Raw genomic sequence first — 20,578 nt, 5'->3', positions numbered from 1 at the left:
TCGTCCAGCGTCACGCCCGGGGTCAGCGTGGGGGTGTCGTTCGTGCCGGTAATAGTGACCGTCAGCGTCGCGGTCGACGTGCCGCCTTCACCGTCGGAGACGGTGTAGGTGATCGACGACGTTGCGGTTTGGTTCACGCCCAGCGAGTTGAAGGCGGAGCCGGGGTTGAACGTGTACGAGCCGTCGGCGTTCAGCGTGAACGTGCCGCCGTTGGAACCCGTGATGGCAGCGCCGACGTTGGCGGCGTTGCCGTTTACTTGCGACACGATCAAGTTGTCGCCGTCCGGGTCGGTGTCGTTCGTCAGTACGCCGTTGGCGGCGTCGACAGACAGCGATGCGCCTTGCTCCGTATTGCCTTCGTCGTTGACGGCGGTCGGCGCGGGGTTCTTCACGTCCCACGAGAAGTCTTGCGTGACCGAGGCGCCAGCCTTGTCAGTGGCCGTGATGGTGACGGTGTACACGCCGTCGATGCCACCTTGCGACGCCGAGCGGTCCAGCGTGCCGGTGATGATGCCGGTAGCCGGATCAATCGTCAGTCCAGGCGGCAGGCCGGTAGCGGAGTACGTCAGCACGTCACCGCTGTCCACGTCGGTGAACTGGCCCGAGATGTCGACCGGGGTGATGGCTTGGCCGTCGTTGCTGTTTTGGTCGTCAAGCGTGACGCCCGGGGTCAGGGTCGGCGTGTCGTTGGTGCCGGTGATCGTGATGGTCAGCGTCGCGGTCGACGTGCCGCCTTCGCCGTCAGAGACGGTGTAGGTGATGGACGACGTTGCGGTTTGGTTCACGCCCAGCGAGTTAAACGCGGAACCGGGGTTGAACGTGTACGAGCCGTCAGCGTTCAACGTGAACGTACCGCCGTTGGAGCCCGTGATGGCAGTGCCAACGTTGGCGGCGTTGCCGTTCACTTGCGAGACGATCAGGTTGTCGCCGTCCGGGTCGGAGTCGTTCGTCAGCACGCCATTCGCGGCGTCGACGTTCAGCGATGCGCCCTGCTGCGTATTGCCTTCGTCGTTGATGGCGGTGGGCGCGGGGTTCTTGACGTCCCAGGAGAAGTCTTGCGTGACCGAAGCGCCAGCCTTGTCGGTCGCGGTGATGGTGACGGTGTATACGCCGTCGACGCCGCCTTGCGAGGCCGAGCGGTCCAGCGTGCCGGTGATGATGCCGGTCGCGGGATCAATCGTCAGGCCAGGCGGCAGGCCAGTCGCGGAGTACGTCAGCACATCGCCCGAGTCCACATCGGTGAACTGGCCCGAGATATCGACCGGCGTAATCGCCTGGCCGTCGTCACTGTTCTGATTGTCCAGCGTGACGCCCGGGGTCAGCGTGGGCGTGTCGTTCGTGCCGGTGATGGTGATCGTCAGCGTCGCCGTGTCCGTCGCGCCTTGCGCGTCCGACACCGTGTAGGTGATCGACGTGGTGGCCGTTTGGCCGGCGGCCAGCGAATTGAATGCCCCGCCCGGGTTGAAGGTGTACGTGCCGTCCGCGTTCAGCGTGAAGGTGCCGCCGTTGGAACCTGCCACGGCCGTGCCTACGCCCGCCGCGTTGCCGTTGACGTGCGACACGCTCAGCGCGTCGCCGTCGGGGTCGACGTCATTGCCCAGCACGCCTTCGGTGCGGTGGTCGACAACCAGCACGTTGTCTTGCAACGTTGCGCCGTTGTCGTCGGTGGCGATCGGCTCGGGGTTGCCCACCTTCCACAGGAAGGTCTGCGTCACCGATGCGCCCGACTTGTCGGTGGCCGTGACGGTGATCAGATATTCGCCCTTTACGCCGGTGTTGGTGTGGTCCGACGCCCAGTTCGCGAACGTGCCGGTGAACGTGCCGGTTGCCGTGTCGAACGTCAGGCCGCCGGGGATGTGGTCGACCGAATACGTCAGGACGTCGCCCGTGTCGATATCGCTGAATGCGCCCGCGACGCTGACCGTCACGGTGTCGCCGTCCATGTTGTCGCGGTTATCCAGCGCGATGGCCGTGGGCGCATCGTTGGTGCCGGTAATTTCAACCGTCAGCGTGGCCGAGCTGAAGCCGCCCTCGCCGTCCGACACCGTGTACGTGATCGAGGACGTGGCCGTTTGGCCGGCGGCCAGCGAGTTGAACGCGGAACCCGGGTTGAAGGTGTAGGAACCGTCGGCGTTCAGCGTGAACGTGCCGCCGTTAGAACCGGCAATGGCCGTGCCGACGTTGGCGGCGTTGCCGTTGACTTGCGAGACGGTCAGGTTGTCACCGTCGGGATCGGTATCGTTCGTCAGCACGCCGTGGGCTGCATCGACCGTCAGCGTGACGCCCTGCTCCGTATCGCCTTCGTCGTTGACGGCGGTCGGCGCCGGGTTATTGACGTCCCACGCGAAGTCTTGCGAGACCGAGGCGCCGCTCTTGTCTGTGGCGGTGATGGTCACGATGTACAGGCCATCCGTACCGCCTTGCGACGCCGAACGGTCCAGCGTGCCGCTGATGATGCCGGTGGCGGGGTCAATGCTCAAGCCTGGCGGCAGGCCGCTGGCCGAATACGTCAGGACGTCGCCGTTGTCCACGTCGGTGAACTGGCCGGAGATGTCGACCGGCGTAATCGCCTGGCCGTCGTTGCTGTTCTGGTTGGCCAGGATGACGTCGGGAACGAGCGTCGGCGCGTCGTTGGTGCCGGTGATCGTGACGGTGAGGGTCGCGGTCGACGTGCCGCCCTCGCCGTCCGACACGGTGTAGGTCAAGGACGAGGTGGCGCTTTGACCAGCCGCGAGCGTATTGAAGGCCGAACCCGGGTTGAACGTGTACGAACCGTCGGCGTTCAGCGTGAAGGTGCCGCCGCCGGAACCGGCCACGGCCGTGCCGACGTTGGCGGCGTTGCCGTTCACTTGCGAGACCGTCAGCGTGTCGCCGTCCGGGTCCGTGTCGTTGGCCAGCACGCCATTTTGCGCATTGACGTTCAGCGTGACGTCTTCGTCCGTGCTGCCGGTGTCATTCACGGCCGTGGGCGCGGGGTTGGTCACGTCCCACTCGAACGCTTGCGAGGTGCTTGCGCCGGCAGGGTCGGTCGCGGTGACGGTCACCGTGTAGACGCCGTTGGCGCCGCCTTGCGAGGCGGAATGGTCGATGGTGCCGGTGATGATGCCGGTGTTGGGGTCGATGCTCAGGCCCGGCGGCAGGCCGGTGGCCGAATACGTCAGCTTGTCGCTGGTATCGATGTCGGAGAAGTGGCTCGACACATCGACACTGATGCCCGTCTGCGCGTCCACGCCCGACACGTCGGTGATGGCGGTGGAGACTGGGCCGTCGTTGGTGCCAGTGATGGTCACGACCAGCGTGGCCGTGGACGTCGCGCCGCTGGGGTCGGTGATCGTGTAGGAGATCGTGCTGGTGGCGGTTTCGCCAGCGGCAAGCGACACATACTGGTTGCCCGGCGTGAACACATAGCTGCCGTCGGGCAGCACGGTAAAGGTGCCGCCATTCGAACCCGTCACGGTGACGCCAGCCGGCGTCATCGGGCGGCCGCTGACGGACACGATCGCCAGCGGGTCGCCATCGGGGTCCGTGTCGTTGGACAGCAGGTTGCCGCGCACCACGGCGCTTTGTTCGCCACGGCCGGCGTCGTCCAGCGCAACCGGCGCATTGTTCACCGCAGGCGTCGCGGCGGCGTCGCCGTTGCCGTCGCCGGTCGCGCCTGCGCCCGAGACGCGGTTCAGCGTATCGTCGCCGCGCGCCGGGTTGGGATACGCCAGATCCAGCGGCGTGGTGGTTTCCAGGATGCGGGCCAGGCGCACGAAGCTGCTGCCGCCGGCATCGCCACCGCCCGCCACGATGGCGGCGGTGGGGTCCAGGTCATCGAACGGGTCGCGGCCCGCTTGCAGTGCGGCCAGCAAGCGATCCGAATCCGTGCCCGAAGGCGGCGTCACGGCGGCTTCGGACGGGTCGGCCAGCGGGCCGCCCATGTCGGGGCTCATCGCGACTTCACGGCCTTCGCCGATCACGATCGGCATGCCATTTTCAACTTGAAGCGAAACCGTTGCGCCCGACGCCGTGACGACGTCGCTGCCGGCCGGAACCTTGCTGCCTTGGTGAAGTTCGGTCAGAGAGCCGTCGCTATTGCGAATCCAGGCACGACCGGTGATTTCGTTGACGACAGCGGGAGAAGTATTGGCCATAACGATTCCATTTCAGGAGGTTATCGAAGATGACCGGATACTACTTAGTCCCGCAGGATTGCGATATTGTCCGTAAGGACAATGTCAGGTGACGGCCCTTGCGCGAGGCGCGGGACGTGCAGAAATTCCATGCACCAATAACGCGAGCTGCAAACGGTCCGAGACCTTGAGCTTGTCGAATGCCGACGAAAGATGCGCCTTCACCGTGCGTTCGGTGATGCCGAGTTGATCGGCGATTTGCGCGTTGGCCTGCCCGTTCGCGGCGCATTCGGCGACGGTGATTTCGCGGTCGGTCAAGAGGCCGCCGTCCCACGCTTCTTCAGAATCTTCGCCATGCTCGGACACCATCTTCAGCAGACGCGTCACCAACGAGCGGCCCATCCAGATGCCGTCGGACGCCACCACCTCAAGCGTTTGCGCCAGCGACGACACGGGTGCATGGCTGTGCCGGTAGCCGTGCGCGCCGGCGGCCAAAACGCGCGTGCCCTCTTCATCGCTGGGATGCGGGCTTGCGACCACCAGCCGCAAGCCTTTCATCGTGGCGTTCCACTCGGGCGCGTTCCAAGGCGGGAGCCCAGGCACGCCCGTGTCCAGTACAACAAGCGTGCGGCCCTGTTCACGCCAGCCTTGCAGATCCGACAGCGCAGCGCCGCGCGCGGGCTGCCAGCGCGCAGCGTCAAGCGCGCTCCAGTGGCGCCAGAGCAGATCGTCATGCGTGACCAACAGAACAGGAATGGGCTTCATCAGGGCTCCCTGCGCTGGCGTGTTCATTGGGCGCGCGCCACCTTTGGCGACGATGCTTCGCTGGTTTGCATACGCACCGGAGCCAGACGCGCCTCGTCAGGCACGGTCGAGTTGCACTGCTTGATCACTTCGTCGGCCACCACCATTTGGCCGTTTTCTTCGGGCATTTCGTTGCGCGCCGGTTGCAGCGACAACGCGGGCAACAGCGCGTGCGACAGCGCCAGCCAGCGGTACTGCGCAAGCTTCAGGTCGTACAGCGCGTTGGTTAGCGCACGGCGCGATTCGAACAATTCGTTTTCGGTGTCCAGCAAGTCCAACAATGAGCGCTGGCCGATCTGGAATTGCTGGCGATAGGCGTCGCGCACTTTGGTGGTGGCCAGTTCGTGGTCACGCAGGAACGGCATCTTCTGGCTCAGGCTTTGAATGTTGTTCCAGGCCACGGCCAGGTCTTGCTGCACGTTGCGGCAGGTGTAGTCGCGAATGTCGCGCGCGGCGTAGGACTGCGCCGTGGTTTGGCGAATGCGCGCGGCATCGGCGCCCCCGCGGTACAGGTTGTAGTTCGCCACCACCTGCACGCTGGAACTCTGGATGTCGCGGTTTTGCGGCGTGGGGTCGTTCTGGTCGCGGCCCGTAGACGCCACGAATTCAAACTTCGGCGAGTACGCGCCCTTGGACGAGGCCACGCCTGCTTCGGCCGCTTGCAGGCCCGCTTGCTTGGACAGGAAGCTGGGGTTGCGGCGCAGCGATTCGTTGAAGTTGCCCGGCTTCACAGGCAGCTTGTCGCCGATGTCGGGCGGCGGCTGCATGGCTTCAGGCGGGAAGGCGCCGGTAACGCGCTGGAAGCGCTGCTGCACATCCAGCAGGTTGGCGGTTTCGGTCATCAGGTTGGTCTGCGCCAGCGACAAACGGCCGCCTGCCTGTTCCAGGTCAACCCGGCGGCCCACGCCCGATTCGGTGCGTTCGCCAATCTGCTTGAGCGTTTCCTCGTGCAGGGAATAGTTCTGGCGGGCCAGAAGCTCCATGTCGCGATAGCGTTGCAGGTCGACGTAGGCCTGCACGGCGGCAAACGCGGTGCTGTCGCTGGTGGCCAGCACGTCGTAAAAGCGTGCGAGCTTGTCGAAACCGGCCTGCTTGACGTCGTTGCTGGTGCGAAAGCCATCAAAAATCAGCTGGCGCAGTTCGACGTTGTAGCCAGGGCGGCTCCAGTTCTGCGAACCCACGCCCGGCACGTTGCTGCGGTATTCGCGGCCGATGTAGCCCTGGGCATTGATCTGCGGAAAGAAAGCGGCACGCGCCACGGCCTGGCCTTCCAGCGACGCTTGAAAGTCGTGGTACTTGGCCTGGATTTCGGGGTTGCTAAGCAGGGTCTGCTCAACGATCTGATTCAGCGTCACGGTAGCCGGGACGCTGGGCGCTGCTTGGGACGCCGCAGTTTGTGCAAAGGCGGTGGGAGCCATGACCAGGGCAAACACCGAAACCGAACGTTTGAGCAAAGGCGAATTCATATTAAGTATGCGCAAGTAAACCAATTGAAATGGTGGAAATTACGCGCACCCAGCCCATGCAAACAGAACCGTTAAATGCCTGGCCCTACCCGCCTTCAGAACGCTGACTTTGTCGCGCAATAATGCTTAACATCGCTGATCAGGCCGGGATTGTACTTGGCATTATTTGGTAATACTAATAATTCGTTTTATTTCCCATTATTGCCAAACATGCCTGCAGATATTATTAATTGATTATCTATTCTTCTGTTTAATATCAGTCTTCGAGAAAACCCAAGGTGCGAAGCTCAGCGATGGTGCCCTTCTCTTCGTCGCGCCGCGCCTTGCGCGCCGCGAGCGACACGGTCAGCAGGTGAGTGGTATCGCTCGATTCATCAAAGGCTTGCAAGATGCTGTGAAACAAGGGAAAAGCCTGGGCAAAGCCCGGCTCCAGCGCGTGGCAGCCAGGGTAGCGGCCCCGCTTGTCGACGATCACCTGCGTCTGCGGATCGCGCTTGATCAAATGCAATGGCACGCCTTCGCAGCGCAGCCCAAGCAGCTTGGCTTCGCTGATGTCCAACGCCCAATCGGTTTGCGCGTAAAACGCCGCACGCGCGGTCTCGAATTGCTGAAGTAGCGCGGCGTTCGTGCAGAACGCCGTGGGGTGCAGGTTCAGATTGAGCTTGCCGATTTTGCCGGCCAGTTTGACCCGGCGAAAGAATGAACCCCACACCAGCAGGATGGGATTGGTAGAAAGCTCTTCCACCACTACGTCCTCGAAGATGCAGGGCAGGATCTCGGAATTCACGGCACGGCACGTTGATATCCGCACCTGTTGCACGCGCGACATCCGTTCGGGGATCTTCGCCATCGACAGCGCGCAATTGTCGAACGTGCAGTCCTGCAAATGCAGATCGCGAAAATGCGATCTGCCCTTGTCGAATGCCTTGTCGAAGGTGGCGCCGTTAATGCAATCCATGAGTCGCGATGTGGCCGTTATTACATGCGTGATGGCACGCGTGATGGCGCGCGTGATGGCACGCGTTATTGCTGGCGCGCCGCCGACATGGCCTTAAGCTGGGCGCAGGTCTTTTCCTTGTCGGCCGCGCTCAGCGAACCGAGTTGGGCCTTGGCCGTGGTGTACGACTGCGCGAAAGCGGAATCGAAATCGGCAGCGGACATGCCCTGGGCGCTGGTGGCCGCCTTCTGCTGTTGCTTCATTTGTTCCAGCTGCGCGCTGGTGTAGGCGCTGCAATATTCGGCGGCGGCATGCATCTGACCACTTAGCGCAGCCAGGTTGGGCATCTGGCCGGGCACGGCCTGCTGCGCAAGCGCGGCGCCGGTGCTTAACGTGAGCGCGGCGGCGAAAAGAACGGTTTGATGACGGCGCGAAAACACGGCGCAAGCTTGCTTGAGAATAGGCAATTAGAGCTCCAATGCAAAAAGGTTTACGCGCCCACGGCCGTTAAAGGCCGCAATGCGCCGTTCTCTTCGCCAAGGTAGTGCCGACGAAGCGGGAGCAATATGCCTGAAGCCCTGTTATGGCTTTATGAATCGATGCAACAGTGTGTATCACCCGCAGCCCATCCGCTTATTGCGTTGCGGCGATATTCGAACGCCTCAAGCGCGCGCGCAACGTCTCTTCCAGTTTTCCCAGACCGATATCGCCGCAACCCACCAGCGTCAGCTCTTGCAGTTGAGCCAATTCCCCCAGCACGTCAATGTCCGCAATGCGCTTGCAGTATTGAATGTTCAGCTTCTGCAAGTTCGACAGCGCGGCAATGGGTCGAATCGTGTGCAAGATGCCTTGGTTCTTCACCAGCAGCGAACGCAAACCAGCAAGCTGCTCAATACCCGCTAGAGAGTCCAAGCTGCGGCCGTTAACGATGCCAAGCGCGACCAGCGGCAATGCCGCAAGCCGATCGAACACGGACGTGTCGAACGGCACATTCCACAGGTTCAGTTCCTTCAGCGGCAGTTGCAGCGCGCGGTCCAGCGTGATGCCGCGCCGATCCGGAACCGCCGACAGCGACATCAACGCGGGAAAATCTTCCGGTTCGAATCGCAACGCCGCCCCCACGGTCAGGGACTCCAGCTGGGGTAAAGGACCGCCCTTCCACGTGTAGGAATTTTGACTGGGATGCAGGGACAAGTGCCGCAGGCTGTCGGGAAACATGTCCGCGCGCAAGCCGGTCATGACGCGGGGGTCGATGGCGCCCGGCCCCATGGATAAATCCACCAAGGATGGCAGCCGCGCGATGAGCGCGGGCATTTCGGTCAATTGATCGTCATGCGGCGCCCAGACATGCACGGATTCGATCTGGGCCAGCGTGGCCTCATCCGGCGGCGCATCGTAAAACACCACGGGTTTGTTCGGCACCTGGAGTTGCGCGGCCTGACGGCTATGTATCAGCCCCCAGGTTTTATCGCGGCCGGGCTGCGGTGTCGAAAACGGGACGAATGACATGCGGCGATCCGGTGAATTTTGGAGCACCAGTTTACGTTCATCATCGATACATCATTACGCGGCCGATGTATGTCATTTAGTTACCAACCGGTCCCCCATTTAACCGTCTTTCTATAGAATGCTGCCGGTGCCGCCACTAGGAGATATCCGTGACACTTCCCCGTCTTGCAATGCTTGCTACCGCCGCCCTGCTGTCGGGTTGCGTGGTCGGCCCTCGTCCCGCCACACTTTCCCCTGAACTGCAAAAAGCGTTGGACACCCCTCTGTATTGCAGCGAGGCGTCTGAGTGCAAACTGGTTTGGGAACGCGGCATTTACTACGTAGCGAATAATTCCCGGTGGCGCGTCATGGCCGAAACCTCGAACCTGATCGAGACCGAGTATCCCGACAAAGGGTATTACGGCCTGGCGTATCGCATCACCCGCGAGCCGATGGGCAATGGCCGGTATCGCATCTCGACCCAAGCCTGGTGCGGGTTGAAGGATTGGCAATGCAAGCCGCACGCCGACGAAGGGGTGGCGCGCGCCAAGTACTACATGATGACCGGCCAATCGCAGGACAAGGCACGGTAATCAAAGTAATGCGCTTGAAGCGGGGCTGAAAAGCGGGCTGTGAAGCGAGCCTTTGAAGCTGAGCTGTAAAGCGGGGCCACCACGTGACCCCGCGAATAGCCCGGTATCAATGGCCCGTTGAATCGCCCTGACGGCTGGCTTCGAACAGGAACCACGTGCGCCGTTCGGTTTCGTCGATCCAGTTTTCGATCAGGCTGGAACTGGCGATGTCGCGGTGCTCGTCGGTAATGTTGTGGGCCTCGCGCAACGCGGCCGCCAGCATTTTGTTGTCTTCGCGCAGCTCGGCCAGCATATCCAGCGGCTGAACGTAATCGGCGTCGTTGTCAGACACCCGCTGCATGCGCGAGATATGTCCGATCGACCGCAGCGTGGTGCCGCCAATCTTGCGGATGCGTTCGGCAAGGGGGTCGGTCATGGCGAACAGCTGGTCGCCTTGCTCATCCAGCAGCAAGTGGTAATCACGGAAATGCGGCCCGCTGACGTGCCAATGGAAGTTCTTCGTTTTCAGATACAGCGCGAACACGTCGGCCAGCAATTGGTTCAGCGCGGCTGAGATATCGCGGGTAGCGGCCGCCGCCAGATCGGTGGGCGTAGCCAGCGGCAGCTTGCGCCGCTCTTTCAGCGTCTTGGTGGTTTTCTCATTCAGTTTCTTGGCCATGGCAGTCCAGATGAGTTCCAGGAAATCTGATGCTACTGCAAACTACCGGCCTGCATGAGTGGTACTAGACGCTTGATTTGAAAGCGAACTTTGCCAACGCGGCGGCCAAGCGGGGTTTGCTGGCCGGGTGTGATTGCCGGGTGTGATTGCCGGGTGTGATTGCCGGGTGTGATTGCCGGGTGTGATTGCCGGGTGTGATTGTCGGCTCTGCTTGCCCGGTGTGCTTTGCCGCGTGCACTGGCCTCGCCCCCCCCTAAGCCGATGAACACTGCACCAGGCGTGTTCACACCGCTTAGGGAATGGGCAGACACGTCCGTTACTGCGGTTCAATCTTCGCGTCGACCGCCCGCTGCGTCCAGATCTTGCGCTGCGCCTGGGCAAACGCCTGATGTTCGGCGACCGTGTTGGGGGACACCTGCATGCCCAGCGATTCGAAGCGCTGCAACACGTCCGGCTCGCGCAGAATCGCCGCCACTTCCGTGTTGAGCTTCTGCACGACGGCGTCCGGCGTCTTGGCCGGCGCGGCCACGCCCACCCACACCACCAGGTCGAAATTCTTGTAGCCCAGCTCGGCCAGCGTCGGCACGCTGGGGAATGCCTTGGCGCGCTCATAGCCCGTGTAGGCCAGCCCGCGCAGCTTGCCGCTTTGCATGAACGAGGTCACGACGGACAGGTCGGCGAACAGATAATCGACGTGGCCGCCCAGCAGATCCGTCACGGCCGGCGGCTGGCTCTTGTAGGGCACGCCGTTGGCGGCGGCGCCGGCAACCGTGTTGAACGTGGCGCCTGCAATCTGGCTGGTGGGCGAACCGTAGGCGTAGTTCAAGGGCTTGGCCTGCGTGGCCTTGACCAGTTCCGGCAGCGTCTTGTAGGGCGCGTCATCGCGCACCACCAGCATCATCGGAATGGTGGCGATGCGCACGATATGGATGAAGTCGCCCGTGGGGTCGAACGGCAGCTTGCGGAACAAGGCGGGCGTGGCCGAGTGCGTCGAGCTGCTGGTCAGAATCAGCGTGTAGCCGTCGGGCTGCGCGCGTGCGGTGAACGACGAGCCGATCGTGCCGGAGGCGCCCGGCTTGTTCTCGATCACCACCGGCACGTTCATGCGCGGGCCCAGCTTTTCCGCAATGATGCGCGCGCTGGTGTCGGTGGCGCTGCCCGGCGAGAACGGAACGACGATGGTGATCGGCTTGTCGGGATACGGCGACTGCGCTTGCGCGGCGGCCCAGGGCAGCATGCCGCCAAGAGCGCCGATGGCGCCAAGAACAGTGAAGGTGCTGGCAGCCAGCAGGCGGCGGCGCTGGAGGCCGGAAGGTCGAGTCATGCTTGTCTCCTGTTGGGGCCGCGGGTCGGCCCTCTTGAATGCATGGCCGTATGATGCTCGCGCGGCGCTTATCCCAACAAGGGACTAATTTTCATAGACTTATTCCAATCAAGGATTAATCATCCGCGTGCTGCCGTTGGCGCAGATAGTCTTCCGTGCGCTGCAAAAAGGCCGACGCCGCCAGCGACAGGCGCGCGTTGCGGCGCTGGATGAGCCAGAGTTCATGCCCATGCTTGCGGGCGCCATCGATGTCCAGAATGCGCAAGCCCAGTTGCCGCGCAAGATCGCAGGCGTAGCCCGGCACCACCGTGATGCCCAGCCCCGCGCCCACCAGTTTCAGCACCGAAATCAGCATGCCGGCCTCGATGCGATACCGGAACTCCAGGTTCAGGTCAGCCGCCACCCGGTCCAGGCTGCGCCGCACGCTATAGACGTTGCGCAGCATGATGTGGTCGTGCGCGGCCACGTCCGCCCATGTGATGGCGCGCTTGCGCGTCAGCGCGTGGCGTGGCGCGCACACGGCGAACATGGTGTCGCGATAGATCACCCGCGTGCTCAGTTCTTCCGAAGGCGTCTCCAGCGACACGATGCCAAAGTCGGCGCGGCCATTGCGCACGTGTTCGATGGTGTCGTCGGTAGACAGCTCAAACAGGTCCAGCTTCACGCTGGGATGGGCGCGGTGATAGTCCGCCACCACCTCACCGAGCAGGCCGGCCATCATGAGCGGCGACGTGGCCACGCCCACGGTGCCGCGTTCCAGCGTGCGCAGCCCCGCCATGCTGCGCTCGGCGGCGCGCACGGTGCCCAGGATCTCTTGCGCATAGGCATAGAAATCCGCCGCGCCGTCGCACGGCGTGACGCTGCGGGTGGAACGCTCGAACAATGGCTGGCCGACTTCGGCTTCCAGTTCGGCGCACAGTTTGCTGACGGCCGACTGCGTCACGAAGGCCGCGCGTGCGGCCGCCGTGAAGCTGCGCAGTTCGTACAGCGCGCAGAAGACGCGCAATTGCTTGAGTGTGATGTTCATGGTCGAAGTCGCCGCGTGGCGCCGCCGGCCATGCCGGCCTTAGCGCGCAGGCACGAGCATATCGCGATCGGCGTCCTGGCGCGGCGCCTGCCGGCTGATATCGCCGGGCGTACGCGAGAAGCGCACCGGGATACCGCAAGCCATCAACGGCCCTTCGGTGGGATGGTCCACGCGCTGGAAAAATCCGGTCGCCTGCAAGTGCGGGTCGTCAAACAGGGCTTCGGGCGTATTGACGCGCGAATGCGGAATGTCGGCGTCGGCCAGCAGCGCCAGCCACTGCTCTGTGCTCTGCAAGGCGACGATATCGGCCAAGACCTGGTAGAGCGCATCGAAATGGCGCGCGCGCGACGCGGCGTCGGCATAGCGCGCATCGGCCGCCAGATCGGGGCGCTGGGCCAGCGCGAAGAAACGCCGCCATTGCGCGTCGGTATACGGCAGCAGCGCCAGATAGCCATCCCGCGTGCGGTAAGGCCGGCGCTGTGGCGACAGCACCCGGCTGTAACCCATGGGGCCAAGCGGCGGAACAAAGCTGTGGCCGCTCAAGTGCTCGACCAGCGTGAAGGACACCAGCGTTTCAAACATGGGGACTTCGATTGCCTGCCCCTGCCCCGAACGCTCGCGCTCGTACAGCGCCATCGGGATGGCGTAGGCCAGCGTCAGGCCCGCCACCTTGTCGGCAAGAATGGTGTTCACATAGGCGGGCGCGCCGCTGTTGCGGCCTTGCAGATCCGCCAGCCCGCTCATGGCCTGGATGATGTCGTCGAACGCGGGGCGCGCCGCGTACGGGCCGTTCTGGCCAAAGCCCACCGCCGAACAATGGATCAGCCGGGCGTTGCGTGCACACAGCGCGGCTGCATCCAGCCCCAAGCGCGCCAGCGCCGCCGGACGCACGTTCGATACAAAGACGTCGGCGCCGTCGATCAGGCGCAGCAGGCTTTCCAGATCGGCCGGCGTCTTGGCGTCCAGCGTCACGCTGTATTTGTTGCGATTCAGGTTGAGATAGGCGGGCCCCATGCCGGCATGCGCGGCGGGGGCCGACGTGCGAAACACGTCGCCCTCGGGCGCCTCGACCTTGATGACCTCGGCGCCCATGTCGGCCAGTATCTGCGTGGCGTATGGCCCCATCGCGACAGAAGTCATGTCGATGACGCGCACGCCGTGAAGCGGACCTGCCATTACTTGGGCTCCCCGTGCTGCTTGCGCGTCAGGAACGGCTCCATGTAGCGGCGCGGCTCATCGGTGGTGAAGGCGTCACCAAAGGCGTCAACACTGCGGTCCAGCCCGGCTTCAATGCTTGATTCGCTCCAGTAGCGCAGCAGCGCCTTTTGCGCCCGCACCGCGCGCGGCCCGCTGGCTGCGATGGGCGCCACCGTGCGTTCCACCAGTGCATCCAGTTCGCCCGTCTCGCACACGAATTCCAGGAAGCCCCATTGCTTCGCCTGGGCCGCATCCACCGTCTCGCCGGTGAGCAGCAGCCAATTGGTCGGGCCAGGTCCGATCAGCGCCGGCAGCAGCACGGCGTGTATCACCGACGGAATGCCGACGCGCACTTCCGGCATGCCAAACACAGCGTCCGCCGATCCCAGCCGGATGTCGCAGGCTGCCGCCAGCTCCATGCCTGCGCCCAGGCAAAAGCCCGGCAAACGCGCAATGGTAGGCACCGGAATGGCGGCCACGGCCTCGCAAAGATCGCGCAGCCGCGTGATGAAAGCGCGCGCGCCTTGGGGGTCAAGCTCGGCCATTTCATAGATGTTGGCGCCGCCCACGAACGCCCTGTCGCCCGAACCCCGGATCACCACGGCGCGGGCATCCTCTTGCGCGCCAATCCAGCGCGCGGCGTCGGTCAGACTCAGCGTGACCGCCGACGCCAGAATGTTCAGGCTCTTGGCGTCGTGAATCTGCAAGGTATAAACGCCGCGCTCATCGCGCGTGACGCGGGCGTGGGCAAAGGAAGGGATGGGCGCAGTCATGAAAGCTCCAGCTAAAAGGGGTGACTACCGATGCTAAAGGCGAGGTTTGATCACAACAAACAAGTTATTTTCATGGAATAAGTCTGGAATGGAATAAATGGCCCGTCTGTCAGGATGTCATCCCACACTGCTGCGGCATCCGGGAACTGCCTCGCAAAGGAGTATCCTACGGCGCTTCGTCTCAGCCAGATTCACTCATCGCTATGCGCGGTAATCCCGACGCCAGACAAGGCGCCATTGCGTTGCACGGGTTCTACTTCCTGTATTACGGCTTGCAGGGTGTCAGCATCCCCTTTCTCCCCCTTTGGTTCGCCAGCCGTGGGCTGGACCCCGCCACCATCGGGCTGATCGTCGCCACTTCGTTCCTGCCCAAGATTTTGTCGACGCCCGTCGTGGCGCATGTGGCCGACCAGACCGGCCGCGCCCATGCCCTGATTGCGTCGGCGCTGGCGGCGTCGCTGGTGCTGTTTGTCTGCTATCCGTTCACGCAGACGCCGGCGTGGCTGCTGGCCATCACCCTTTTGTTGAATGCCGTGTTTCCCGCCGTGTTGCCGCTGATGGACCGCATGGCGATCGCCAGCGGCCGGACGCAGGGCAATTCCTACACCATCATGCGGGCGTGCGGATCGCTGGGCTTTGCGGTGGTCACCGTGGCGGGCGGGTATCTGATCAAGACCTTTGACGCCAACTGGGTCATGTGGCTGTCGATCCTGCTGATCATCGCCTGCCTGGCCTGCGTGCGGCTGCTGCCGCAGGCCGCGCGCCCTGCCGCGGACGACGCGCCGGTAGAACGCGTGCGCCTGCCCATGCGGGAAGTGCTGCGCGACCGCCCGCTGCTGCTGTGCATTGCGGCGGCCTCGCTGGTGCAGGCCAGCAACGGCTTTCTGTATTCGTATTCCACGCTTTACTGGACGGCCAGCGGCCTGTCCACCGCGCTGATTTCCATGCTATGGGTGGTGGGCGTCAGCAGCGAAGTGCTGTTCTTTTTCCTGGCGCCAAAGATACTGGCCCGCACGGGCGCGCAGTGGCTGATCTTGGCGTCGGCGGCAATGACGGCCATCCGCTGGGCGGGCCTGTCGGCCACCACGGACCCGGCCTGGATCGCCGCGCTGCAACTGCTGCAATGCTTCACGCTGGCGGGCAACAACGCCGCCATCATGTGGTACATCACGCGCCACGTGCCGGCCGCGTGCAAGACGTCGGCGATCGCGCTGTATGCGCTGCTGTCCGGCGGCGTGTTCATGTTCGCCAGCATTCAGCTGGGCGGCGCGCTGTACCGCAGCTATGCGCCGGGCGGCTTCATGGTGATGGCCGGCTGCGCGGCATGTGCGATTCCGCTGGTGCTGTATGCGGAGAAGGTGCGGCGGGGGTAAAGATATCCACCATGAAAAAAGCCACCGGGGAACGGTGGCTTTTTTCATGGTTATCAGCAGCAGCCGATGCGTTTCTTGCCGCCGTAGCGCGCGTCCTGGCGCTCGCGGAAGAACGCTTCGTACGTCATCGGCTCCTGATCAGGATGGGTACGCCGCATATGCTCGACATACGTTTCGTAATCCGGCACGCCGACCATCAGCCGGAGCGTCTGCCCCAGGTAACGGCCGGCGGCGCCGGCCGCCGAACTCATGTTGGAAAACAGCATGCGGCGCCTCCCGGGGTCAGTCCGCGCCTGCCGGCATGGGCAGGGGCTCGTACGGCGTCTCGCGCGAGGTCGGCTTGTTCTCGGCGCGAGCGCGCCGCACCGACTTCACGCCAAACACCACGATGCTGACCACGACGAACATGAAGATCGCGCACAGGCCGGCGTTGATGTAGTCGTTCATGACGACGCGGCCCATTTCGGCCAGCGACTTGGCTGGCGCCAGCACCTGGCCTTGATCAATTGCCGCGTTGTACTTGTTGGCGTGAGCCAGGAAGCTGACGCGCGGGTCGGCGTCAAACAGCTTCTGCCAGCCAGCGGTCAACGTGCATGCCAGCAGCCACAGCGTCGGCAGGATCGTGACCCAGGCGTAGCGGTCACGCTTCATCTTGAACAACACCACCGTACCCAGCGTCAGCGCAATGGCGGCGAGCATCTGGTTGGCAATGCCGAACAGCGGCCACAAGGTGTTGATGCCGCCCAGCGGGTCGACCACGCCTTGATACAGGAAGTAGCCCCAGGCCGCCACGCACAAGGCGGTGGCGATCAGGTTGGCGGGCAGCGAGTCAGTGCGCTTGAGCGACGGGGCGAAGGTGCCCAGCAGGTCTTGCAGCATGAAACGGCCGGCGCGCGTGCCGGCGTCCACGGCGGTCAGGATGAACAACGCTTCGAACAGAATGGCGAAGTGGTACCAGAACGCCATCATGCCCGGGCCGCCAATGGCCTGATGCAAGATGTGCGCCATGCCGACAGCCAGCGTCGGCGCGCCGCCCGCACGCGAAATGATGGTGCTTTCGCCCACGTCCTTGGCCGTCTGGATCAGGTCTTGCGGCGTGACCACAAAGCCCCAGCTGGACACAACTTGCGCCACCTGGTCCGGCGTGGTGCCAATGACGGCGGCCGGGCTGTTCATGGCGTAGTAGATACCCGGCTCGATCACGCAAGCCGCCACCAGCGCCATGATGGCCACAAACGATTCCATCAGCATGCCGCCGTAACCGATGTAGCGGGCCTGGGTTTCGTTTTCGATAAGCTTGGGCGTGGTGCCTGACGAGATCAGCGCATGGAAGCCCGACACCGCGCCGCAGGCGATGGTGATGAACAGGAACGGGAACAGGTTGCCCGACCACACCGGGCCGGTGCCGTCCACGAATTGCGTCAGCGCGGGCATCTTCAGTTCAGGCGCCACGACCACGATACCGATCGCCAGACCCAGGATCGTGCCGATCTTCAGGAAGGTCGACAGGTAGTCGCGCGGAGCCAGCAGCAGCCACACGGGCAGCACGGCGGCGATGAAGCCGTAGACGATCAGAATCCAGGTCAGGCCCTTGCCGTCAAAGTCGAACATGGGGCCCAGCACCGGGTGCGCGGCCACGTCCTGGCCGAACGTGATGGCGGCCATCAGGCCCACGAAGCCGATGATGGACACTTCACCGATCTTGCCCGGGCGGATGTAGCGCAGGTACACGCCCATGAACAGCGCGATGGGAATGGTGGCGGCCACCGTGAAGGTGCCCCACGGCGAATGCGTCAGCGCCTTCACGACAATCAGCGCCAGCACGGCCAGGATGATCACCATGATCATGAACGCGCCAAACAGCGCGATCACGCCCGGAATCTTGCCCAGCTCGGACTTGACCAGATCGCCCAGCGAACGGCCGTCGCGGCGGGTCGAGATGAAAAGAATCGTGAAGTCCTGCACGGCGCCGGCGAACACCACGCCCGCCAGAATCCACAGCATGCCCGGCAGATAGCCCATCTGCGCGGCAAGCACCGGGCCGACCAGCGGGCCGGCGCCAGCAATGGCGGCAAAGTGGTGGCCGAACAGCACGTGCTTGTTGGTTGGCACATAGTCCAGACCATCGTTGTGCTTCCAGGCCGGCGTCATGCGCGAGGCATCCAGCTGGAAAACGTTCTTCGCGATGAAGCGGCTGTAATAGCGGTATGCGATCAAATACACGCAAACGGCGGCAATCACCACCCATAGCGCGTTGATGGTCTCCCCTCTGGCCAGCGCCACGGTGCCCAGCGCAAACGCGCCCAGTACCGCAACCGCCAGCCAGACCAGGTGCTGACCCAGTCCCTTACTGCTGGTATGCATAAGTGCTCCTCTTGCCTCCCGCCATGCTTGTGGCGTGAAACGCTTTTTTCGTCCCGCGGAAGGCAGACTCATTGTTGTGGGGTGGCGGGCGCGCAAGCGCCCGCGCTGCGTCCGATGAACGCGGGCGTTAGTATTTCGTTTTGCTCCGGGGGCAACAAGCGCGGAACTACGCAAACCGCGTACGTGTTACTACGCAATGCGCCGCAGCATATTCCTGTGGGAATCGTAAAATCGTCGTCATGAACCCCGCGTCCCCCTGGGGAACGCGCCTTGGTGCGTTGCACCAATCTCCATCCGGGCCGAACCCCACGTCATGAAGCTCCGCCTGAAAATCCTGCTGCTTGCCGCGGTGCCGCTGCTGGTGGCCGTGGCCGCCATTACGGTGGCCGTCTACGTGCAGGGCCTGCAACTGGCCCAGCGCGAAAAGCAGGTCGTGGAAAGCGCGTGGCTGGGCAGCAAGGAAAGCGAACTGCGCCACTACGTCAGCCTGGCTTACAGCGCGGTGGCCCCCTTGCAGGCGGCCGCTGATGACGAGGCGACCCGGCAGCGCGCGCTGGATCTATTGGCGCAAATGGAGTTCGGCCACGACGGCTATTTCTTCGTCTATGACCTGCACGGCAAGAATCTGATGCACCCGCGCCAGCCCGAACTTGTCGGACAAGACTTGTGGAACCTGCGCGATACGCGCGGCCAGTCTGTCATCCAGAACCTGCTGACGGCCGCCCGGCGCGGCGGCCAGCAAGGCGAAGTGGTGCATTACCTGTGGGAAAAGCCGTCTACCCATCAGACCGTGGAAAAGCTGGGCTACGTGGTAGTGCTGGAGCGCTGGGGCTGGATGCTGGGCACCGGCATCTATCTGGACGACGTGGAGCAGGCGCTGGTGCGCATCGACGCCGCCGCGCAGGCCAATATTCGAAGCATGTTCGCCTGGGTGGCGGGCATTGCCGCGGTGTCCATCCTGGGCGTGGCCGCCTGCGGCCTGGCGCTGAACATCAGCGACCACCGCCAGTCCGACGCCAAGCTGCGGCTGATGGCCCAACAACTGGTGCGCTCGCAGGAAGACGAGCGCGCGCGGCTGTCGCGTGAATTGCACGACGGCATCAGCCAGGTGCTGGTGTCGATCAAGCTGTCGCTGGAGGCGGCGCGCGAACGGGTGCGGCAGGCGTTGCCCGGCGATCCGCAAACGCTCGCCCATATTGATAAGCCATTGGGCGGCGCGCTGGACCGCTTGAATACCGCCGTGGGCGAAGTGCGGCGCATCTCGCACAACTTGCGCCCGACGCTGCTCGATGATCTGGGCCTGCCCGCTGCGCTGGAACACCTGGGCCGCGAATTCGCCATCCCCAGCGCCGATGGCGCGCCGCCGCTTGCCGTGCGGCTGCACACCACGGGCAGGCCGGTCAAGCTGCCCGACGCCTACGCCACGGCGCTGTTTCGCGTCACCCAGGAAGCGTTGACCAACGTGATGCGCCACGCCGGCGCCACGCGCGCCGAGATGACGCTGGCCTACAGCGCGCAAGACCTGCGCCTGACCATTTCGGACGACGGCCGCGGCTTTGACTACGCCGAGGTCCAGCAGGACCCCCGGCGCGGCATCGGCCTGCGCAATATGCGCGAACGCATGAACGCCCTGTCGGGCAACCTGAGTTTTCATTCCAGCGCCCAAGGCACCACCTTGCAAGCCTGGCTGCCCCTGCCGGGCGCAGCCGCCCCTACCGCGACGATCCAAGCATGAACGACACCCCCGACGCCATCCGACTCCTGCTGATCGACGATCACCCGCTGGTGCGCGACGGTCTGCGCCTGCGCCTGGAAACCGTGCCGCGCCTGCGGGTCGTGGGCGAAGCGGGCAACGCCGCCGCGGCGCTCGCCTTCCTGGCCAGCTGCCACGCCGACGATCCGCAGGGCGACACCCTGCCCCATCTGGTGCTGATGGACCTGAACATGCCCGGCGTGGGCGGGCTGGAGCTGACGGCGCAACTGCATGAACGCTATCCGCAAATTGCCGTGCTGGTGCTGTCCATGCACGACAACCCGGAATACATGGTGCAAGCCGTCAAGGCCGGCGCCCGCGGCTATCTATTGAAGGACGAGCCGGCCGAAGAGATCATTACGGCGATCAGCGCGGTGATGGAGGGGCGCAGTTATTTCAGCGCGGCGGCGGCGGTGCGGCTGTCATCGGCAAGCGCGCCGGCCACCTTGCTGACCCAGCGTGAACGCGATGTGTTGCGCCACATCGCCAGCGGCCAGGCCAACAAGCAGATCGCCCAGGCCCTGGGCTTGTCGGTGCGCACGGTTGAAACCCATCGCCTGAATATCAAGCGCAAACTGGGCATCGACGGCCAGGCCGAGCTGATCAAGTACGCCGTGGAGAACCGGGGGGTGTAGACGCTGTCAGCCCTGCGCGGCTGACCCGTCCCCCGCCCTGCGGTAGACTTGCCTCCATTCCCGCGTCCCTG

Annotated in this window: 17 protein-coding genes; 4 read left to right on the top strand and 13 right to left on the bottom strand. The window is 63.9% G+C overall.

Annotated elements, in window-relative coordinates:
* The 6 genes from ACFZAI_RS23580 to ACFZAI_RS23555 form a co-directional block, all read right to left on the bottom strand.
* Window positions 1-4,136: retention module-containing protein (locus tag ACFZAI_RS23580; RefSeq protein WP_391569168.1), on the bottom strand; the 4,136-nt coding region annotated here is incomplete at its 3' end.
* An 84-nt stretch (window positions 4,137-4,220) separates the two neighbouring features.
* A complete protein-coding gene (locus tag ACFZAI_RS23575) occupies window positions 4,221-4,880 on the bottom strand; it encodes a LuxR C-terminal-related transcriptional regulator (RefSeq protein WP_391569167.1) in 660 nt (219 codons plus the stop codon).
* A gap of 23 nt (window positions 4,881-4,903) precedes the next feature.
* On the bottom strand, window positions 4,904-6,385 hold the full coding sequence (locus ACFZAI_RS23570; RefSeq protein WP_391569166.1) for a TolC family outer membrane protein: 1,482 nt from the start codon (window positions 6,383-6,385) through the stop codon (window positions 4,904-4,906).
* A 256-nt stretch (window positions 6,386-6,641) separates the two neighbouring features.
* Complete coding sequence (locus ACFZAI_RS23565) at window positions 6,642-7,343, bottom strand: hypothetical protein (protein WP_391569165.1); 702 nt, start codon at window positions 7,341-7,343, stop codon at window positions 6,642-6,644.
* A gap of 65 nt (window positions 7,344-7,408) precedes the next feature.
* Window positions 7,409-7,789, bottom strand: a complete 381-nt coding sequence (locus tag ACFZAI_RS23560) for a hypothetical protein (RefSeq protein ID WP_391569164.1) — start codon at window positions 7,787-7,789, stop codon at window positions 7,409-7,411.
* A 166-nt stretch (window positions 7,790-7,955) separates the two neighbouring features.
* The gene (locus ACFZAI_RS23555; RefSeq protein WP_391569163.1) at window positions 7,956-8,831 is read right to left on the bottom strand and encodes a leucine-rich repeat domain-containing protein; all 876 of its coding nucleotides are present in this window, start codon (window positions 8,829-8,831) and stop codon (window positions 7,956-7,958) included.
* A gap of 149 nt (window positions 8,832-8,980) precedes the next feature.
* Here ACFZAI_RS23555 and ACFZAI_RS23550 point away from each other — a divergent pair, with 149 nt between their 5' ends.
* Complete coding sequence (locus ACFZAI_RS23550; RefSeq protein ID WP_391569162.1) at window positions 8,981-9,403, top strand: hypothetical protein; 423 nt, start codon at window positions 8,981-8,983, stop codon at window positions 9,401-9,403.
* 106 nt (window positions 9,404-9,509) lie between these two features.
* Here ACFZAI_RS23550 and ACFZAI_RS23545 read toward each other — a convergent pair whose 3' ends face one another.
* The 5 genes from ACFZAI_RS23545 to ACFZAI_RS23525 form a co-directional block, all read right to left on the bottom strand.
* A complete protein-coding gene (locus ACFZAI_RS23545; RefSeq protein WP_054425669.1) occupies window positions 9,510-10,061 on the bottom strand; it encodes a Dps family protein in 552 nt (183 codons plus the stop codon).
* A gap of 316 nt (window positions 10,062-10,377) precedes the next feature.
* Window positions 10,378-11,385, bottom strand: coding sequence for a Bug family tripartite tricarboxylate transporter substrate binding protein (locus tag ACFZAI_RS23540; RefSeq protein WP_391569161.1), 1,008 nt, complete (start codon window positions 11,383-11,385; stop codon window positions 10,378-10,380).
* Window positions 11,386-11,500: 115 nt separating this feature from the next.
* Window positions 11,501-12,412 (bottom strand): LysR family transcriptional regulator, encoded by a 912-nt coding sequence (locus tag ACFZAI_RS23535; RefSeq protein WP_391569160.1) that lies wholly within the window; start codon window positions 12,410-12,412, stop codon window positions 11,501-11,503.
* 39 nt (window positions 12,413-12,451) lie between these two features.
* A complete protein-coding gene (locus ACFZAI_RS23530) occupies window positions 12,452-13,588 on the bottom strand; it encodes a CaiB/BaiF CoA transferase family protein (protein ID WP_391569159.1) in 1,137 nt (378 codons plus the stop codon).
* Window positions 13,588-14,382 carry an enoyl-CoA hydratase gene (locus tag ACFZAI_RS23525; RefSeq protein WP_391569158.1) on the bottom strand — a complete coding sequence of 265 codons (795 nt, stop codon included), beginning with the start codon at window positions 14,380-14,382 and terminating at the stop codon, window positions 13,588-13,590. The genes ACFZAI_RS23530 and ACFZAI_RS23525 overlap by 1 nt, the downstream gene beginning before the upstream one ends.
* 203 nt (window positions 14,383-14,585) lie before the next feature.
* On the opposite strand from ACFZAI_RS23525, the gene ACFZAI_RS23520 reads away from it, so the two are divergent.
* Complete coding sequence (locus tag ACFZAI_RS23520) at window positions 14,586-15,755, top strand: MFS transporter (RefSeq protein ID WP_391569157.1); 1,170 nt, start codon at window positions 14,586-14,588, stop codon at window positions 15,753-15,755.
* A 53-nt stretch (window positions 15,756-15,808) separates the two neighbouring features.
* Here the strand turns inward: ACFZAI_RS23520 and ACFZAI_RS23515 are convergent, their stop codons facing one another.
* Together ACFZAI_RS23515 and ACFZAI_RS23510 are read right to left on the bottom strand one after the other, a co-directional pair.
* On the bottom strand, window positions 15,809-16,021 hold the full coding sequence (locus ACFZAI_RS23515; protein WP_391569156.1) for a YbdD/YjiX family protein: 213 nt from the start codon (window positions 16,019-16,021) through the stop codon (window positions 15,809-15,811).
* 16 nt (window positions 16,022-16,037) lie between these two features.
* Window positions 16,038-18,119, bottom strand: coding sequence for a carbon starvation CstA family protein (locus tag ACFZAI_RS23510; RefSeq protein WP_391569155.1), 2,082 nt, complete (start codon window positions 18,117-18,119; stop codon window positions 16,038-16,040).
* Window positions 18,120-18,432: 313 nt separating this feature from the next.
* On the opposite strand from ACFZAI_RS23510, the gene ACFZAI_RS23505 reads away from it, so the two are divergent.
* Both ACFZAI_RS23505 and ACFZAI_RS23500 read left to right on the top strand, forming a co-directional pair.
* Window positions 18,433-19,854 carry a cache domain-containing protein gene (locus tag ACFZAI_RS23505; protein ID WP_391569154.1) on the top strand — a complete coding sequence of 474 codons (1,422 nt, stop codon included), beginning with the start codon at window positions 18,433-18,435 and terminating at the stop codon, window positions 19,852-19,854.
* A complete protein-coding gene (locus tag ACFZAI_RS23500; protein ID WP_391569153.1) occupies window positions 19,851-20,507 on the top strand; it encodes a response regulator in 657 nt (218 codons plus the stop codon). Before ACFZAI_RS23505 ends, ACFZAI_RS23500 begins: the two co-directional genes overlap by 4 nt.
* The last annotated feature ends 71 nt before the right edge of the window (window positions 20,508-20,578 follow it).

It is taken from the genome of Achromobacter sp. NPDC008082, from assembly GCF_042957345.1.
Taxonomy (GTDB): Bacteria; Pseudomonadota; Gammaproteobacteria; order Burkholderiales; family Burkholderiaceae_B; genus Achromobacter; species Achromobacter kerstersii_A.
This window is presented reverse-complemented; position numbering and strand designations above follow the sequence as displayed.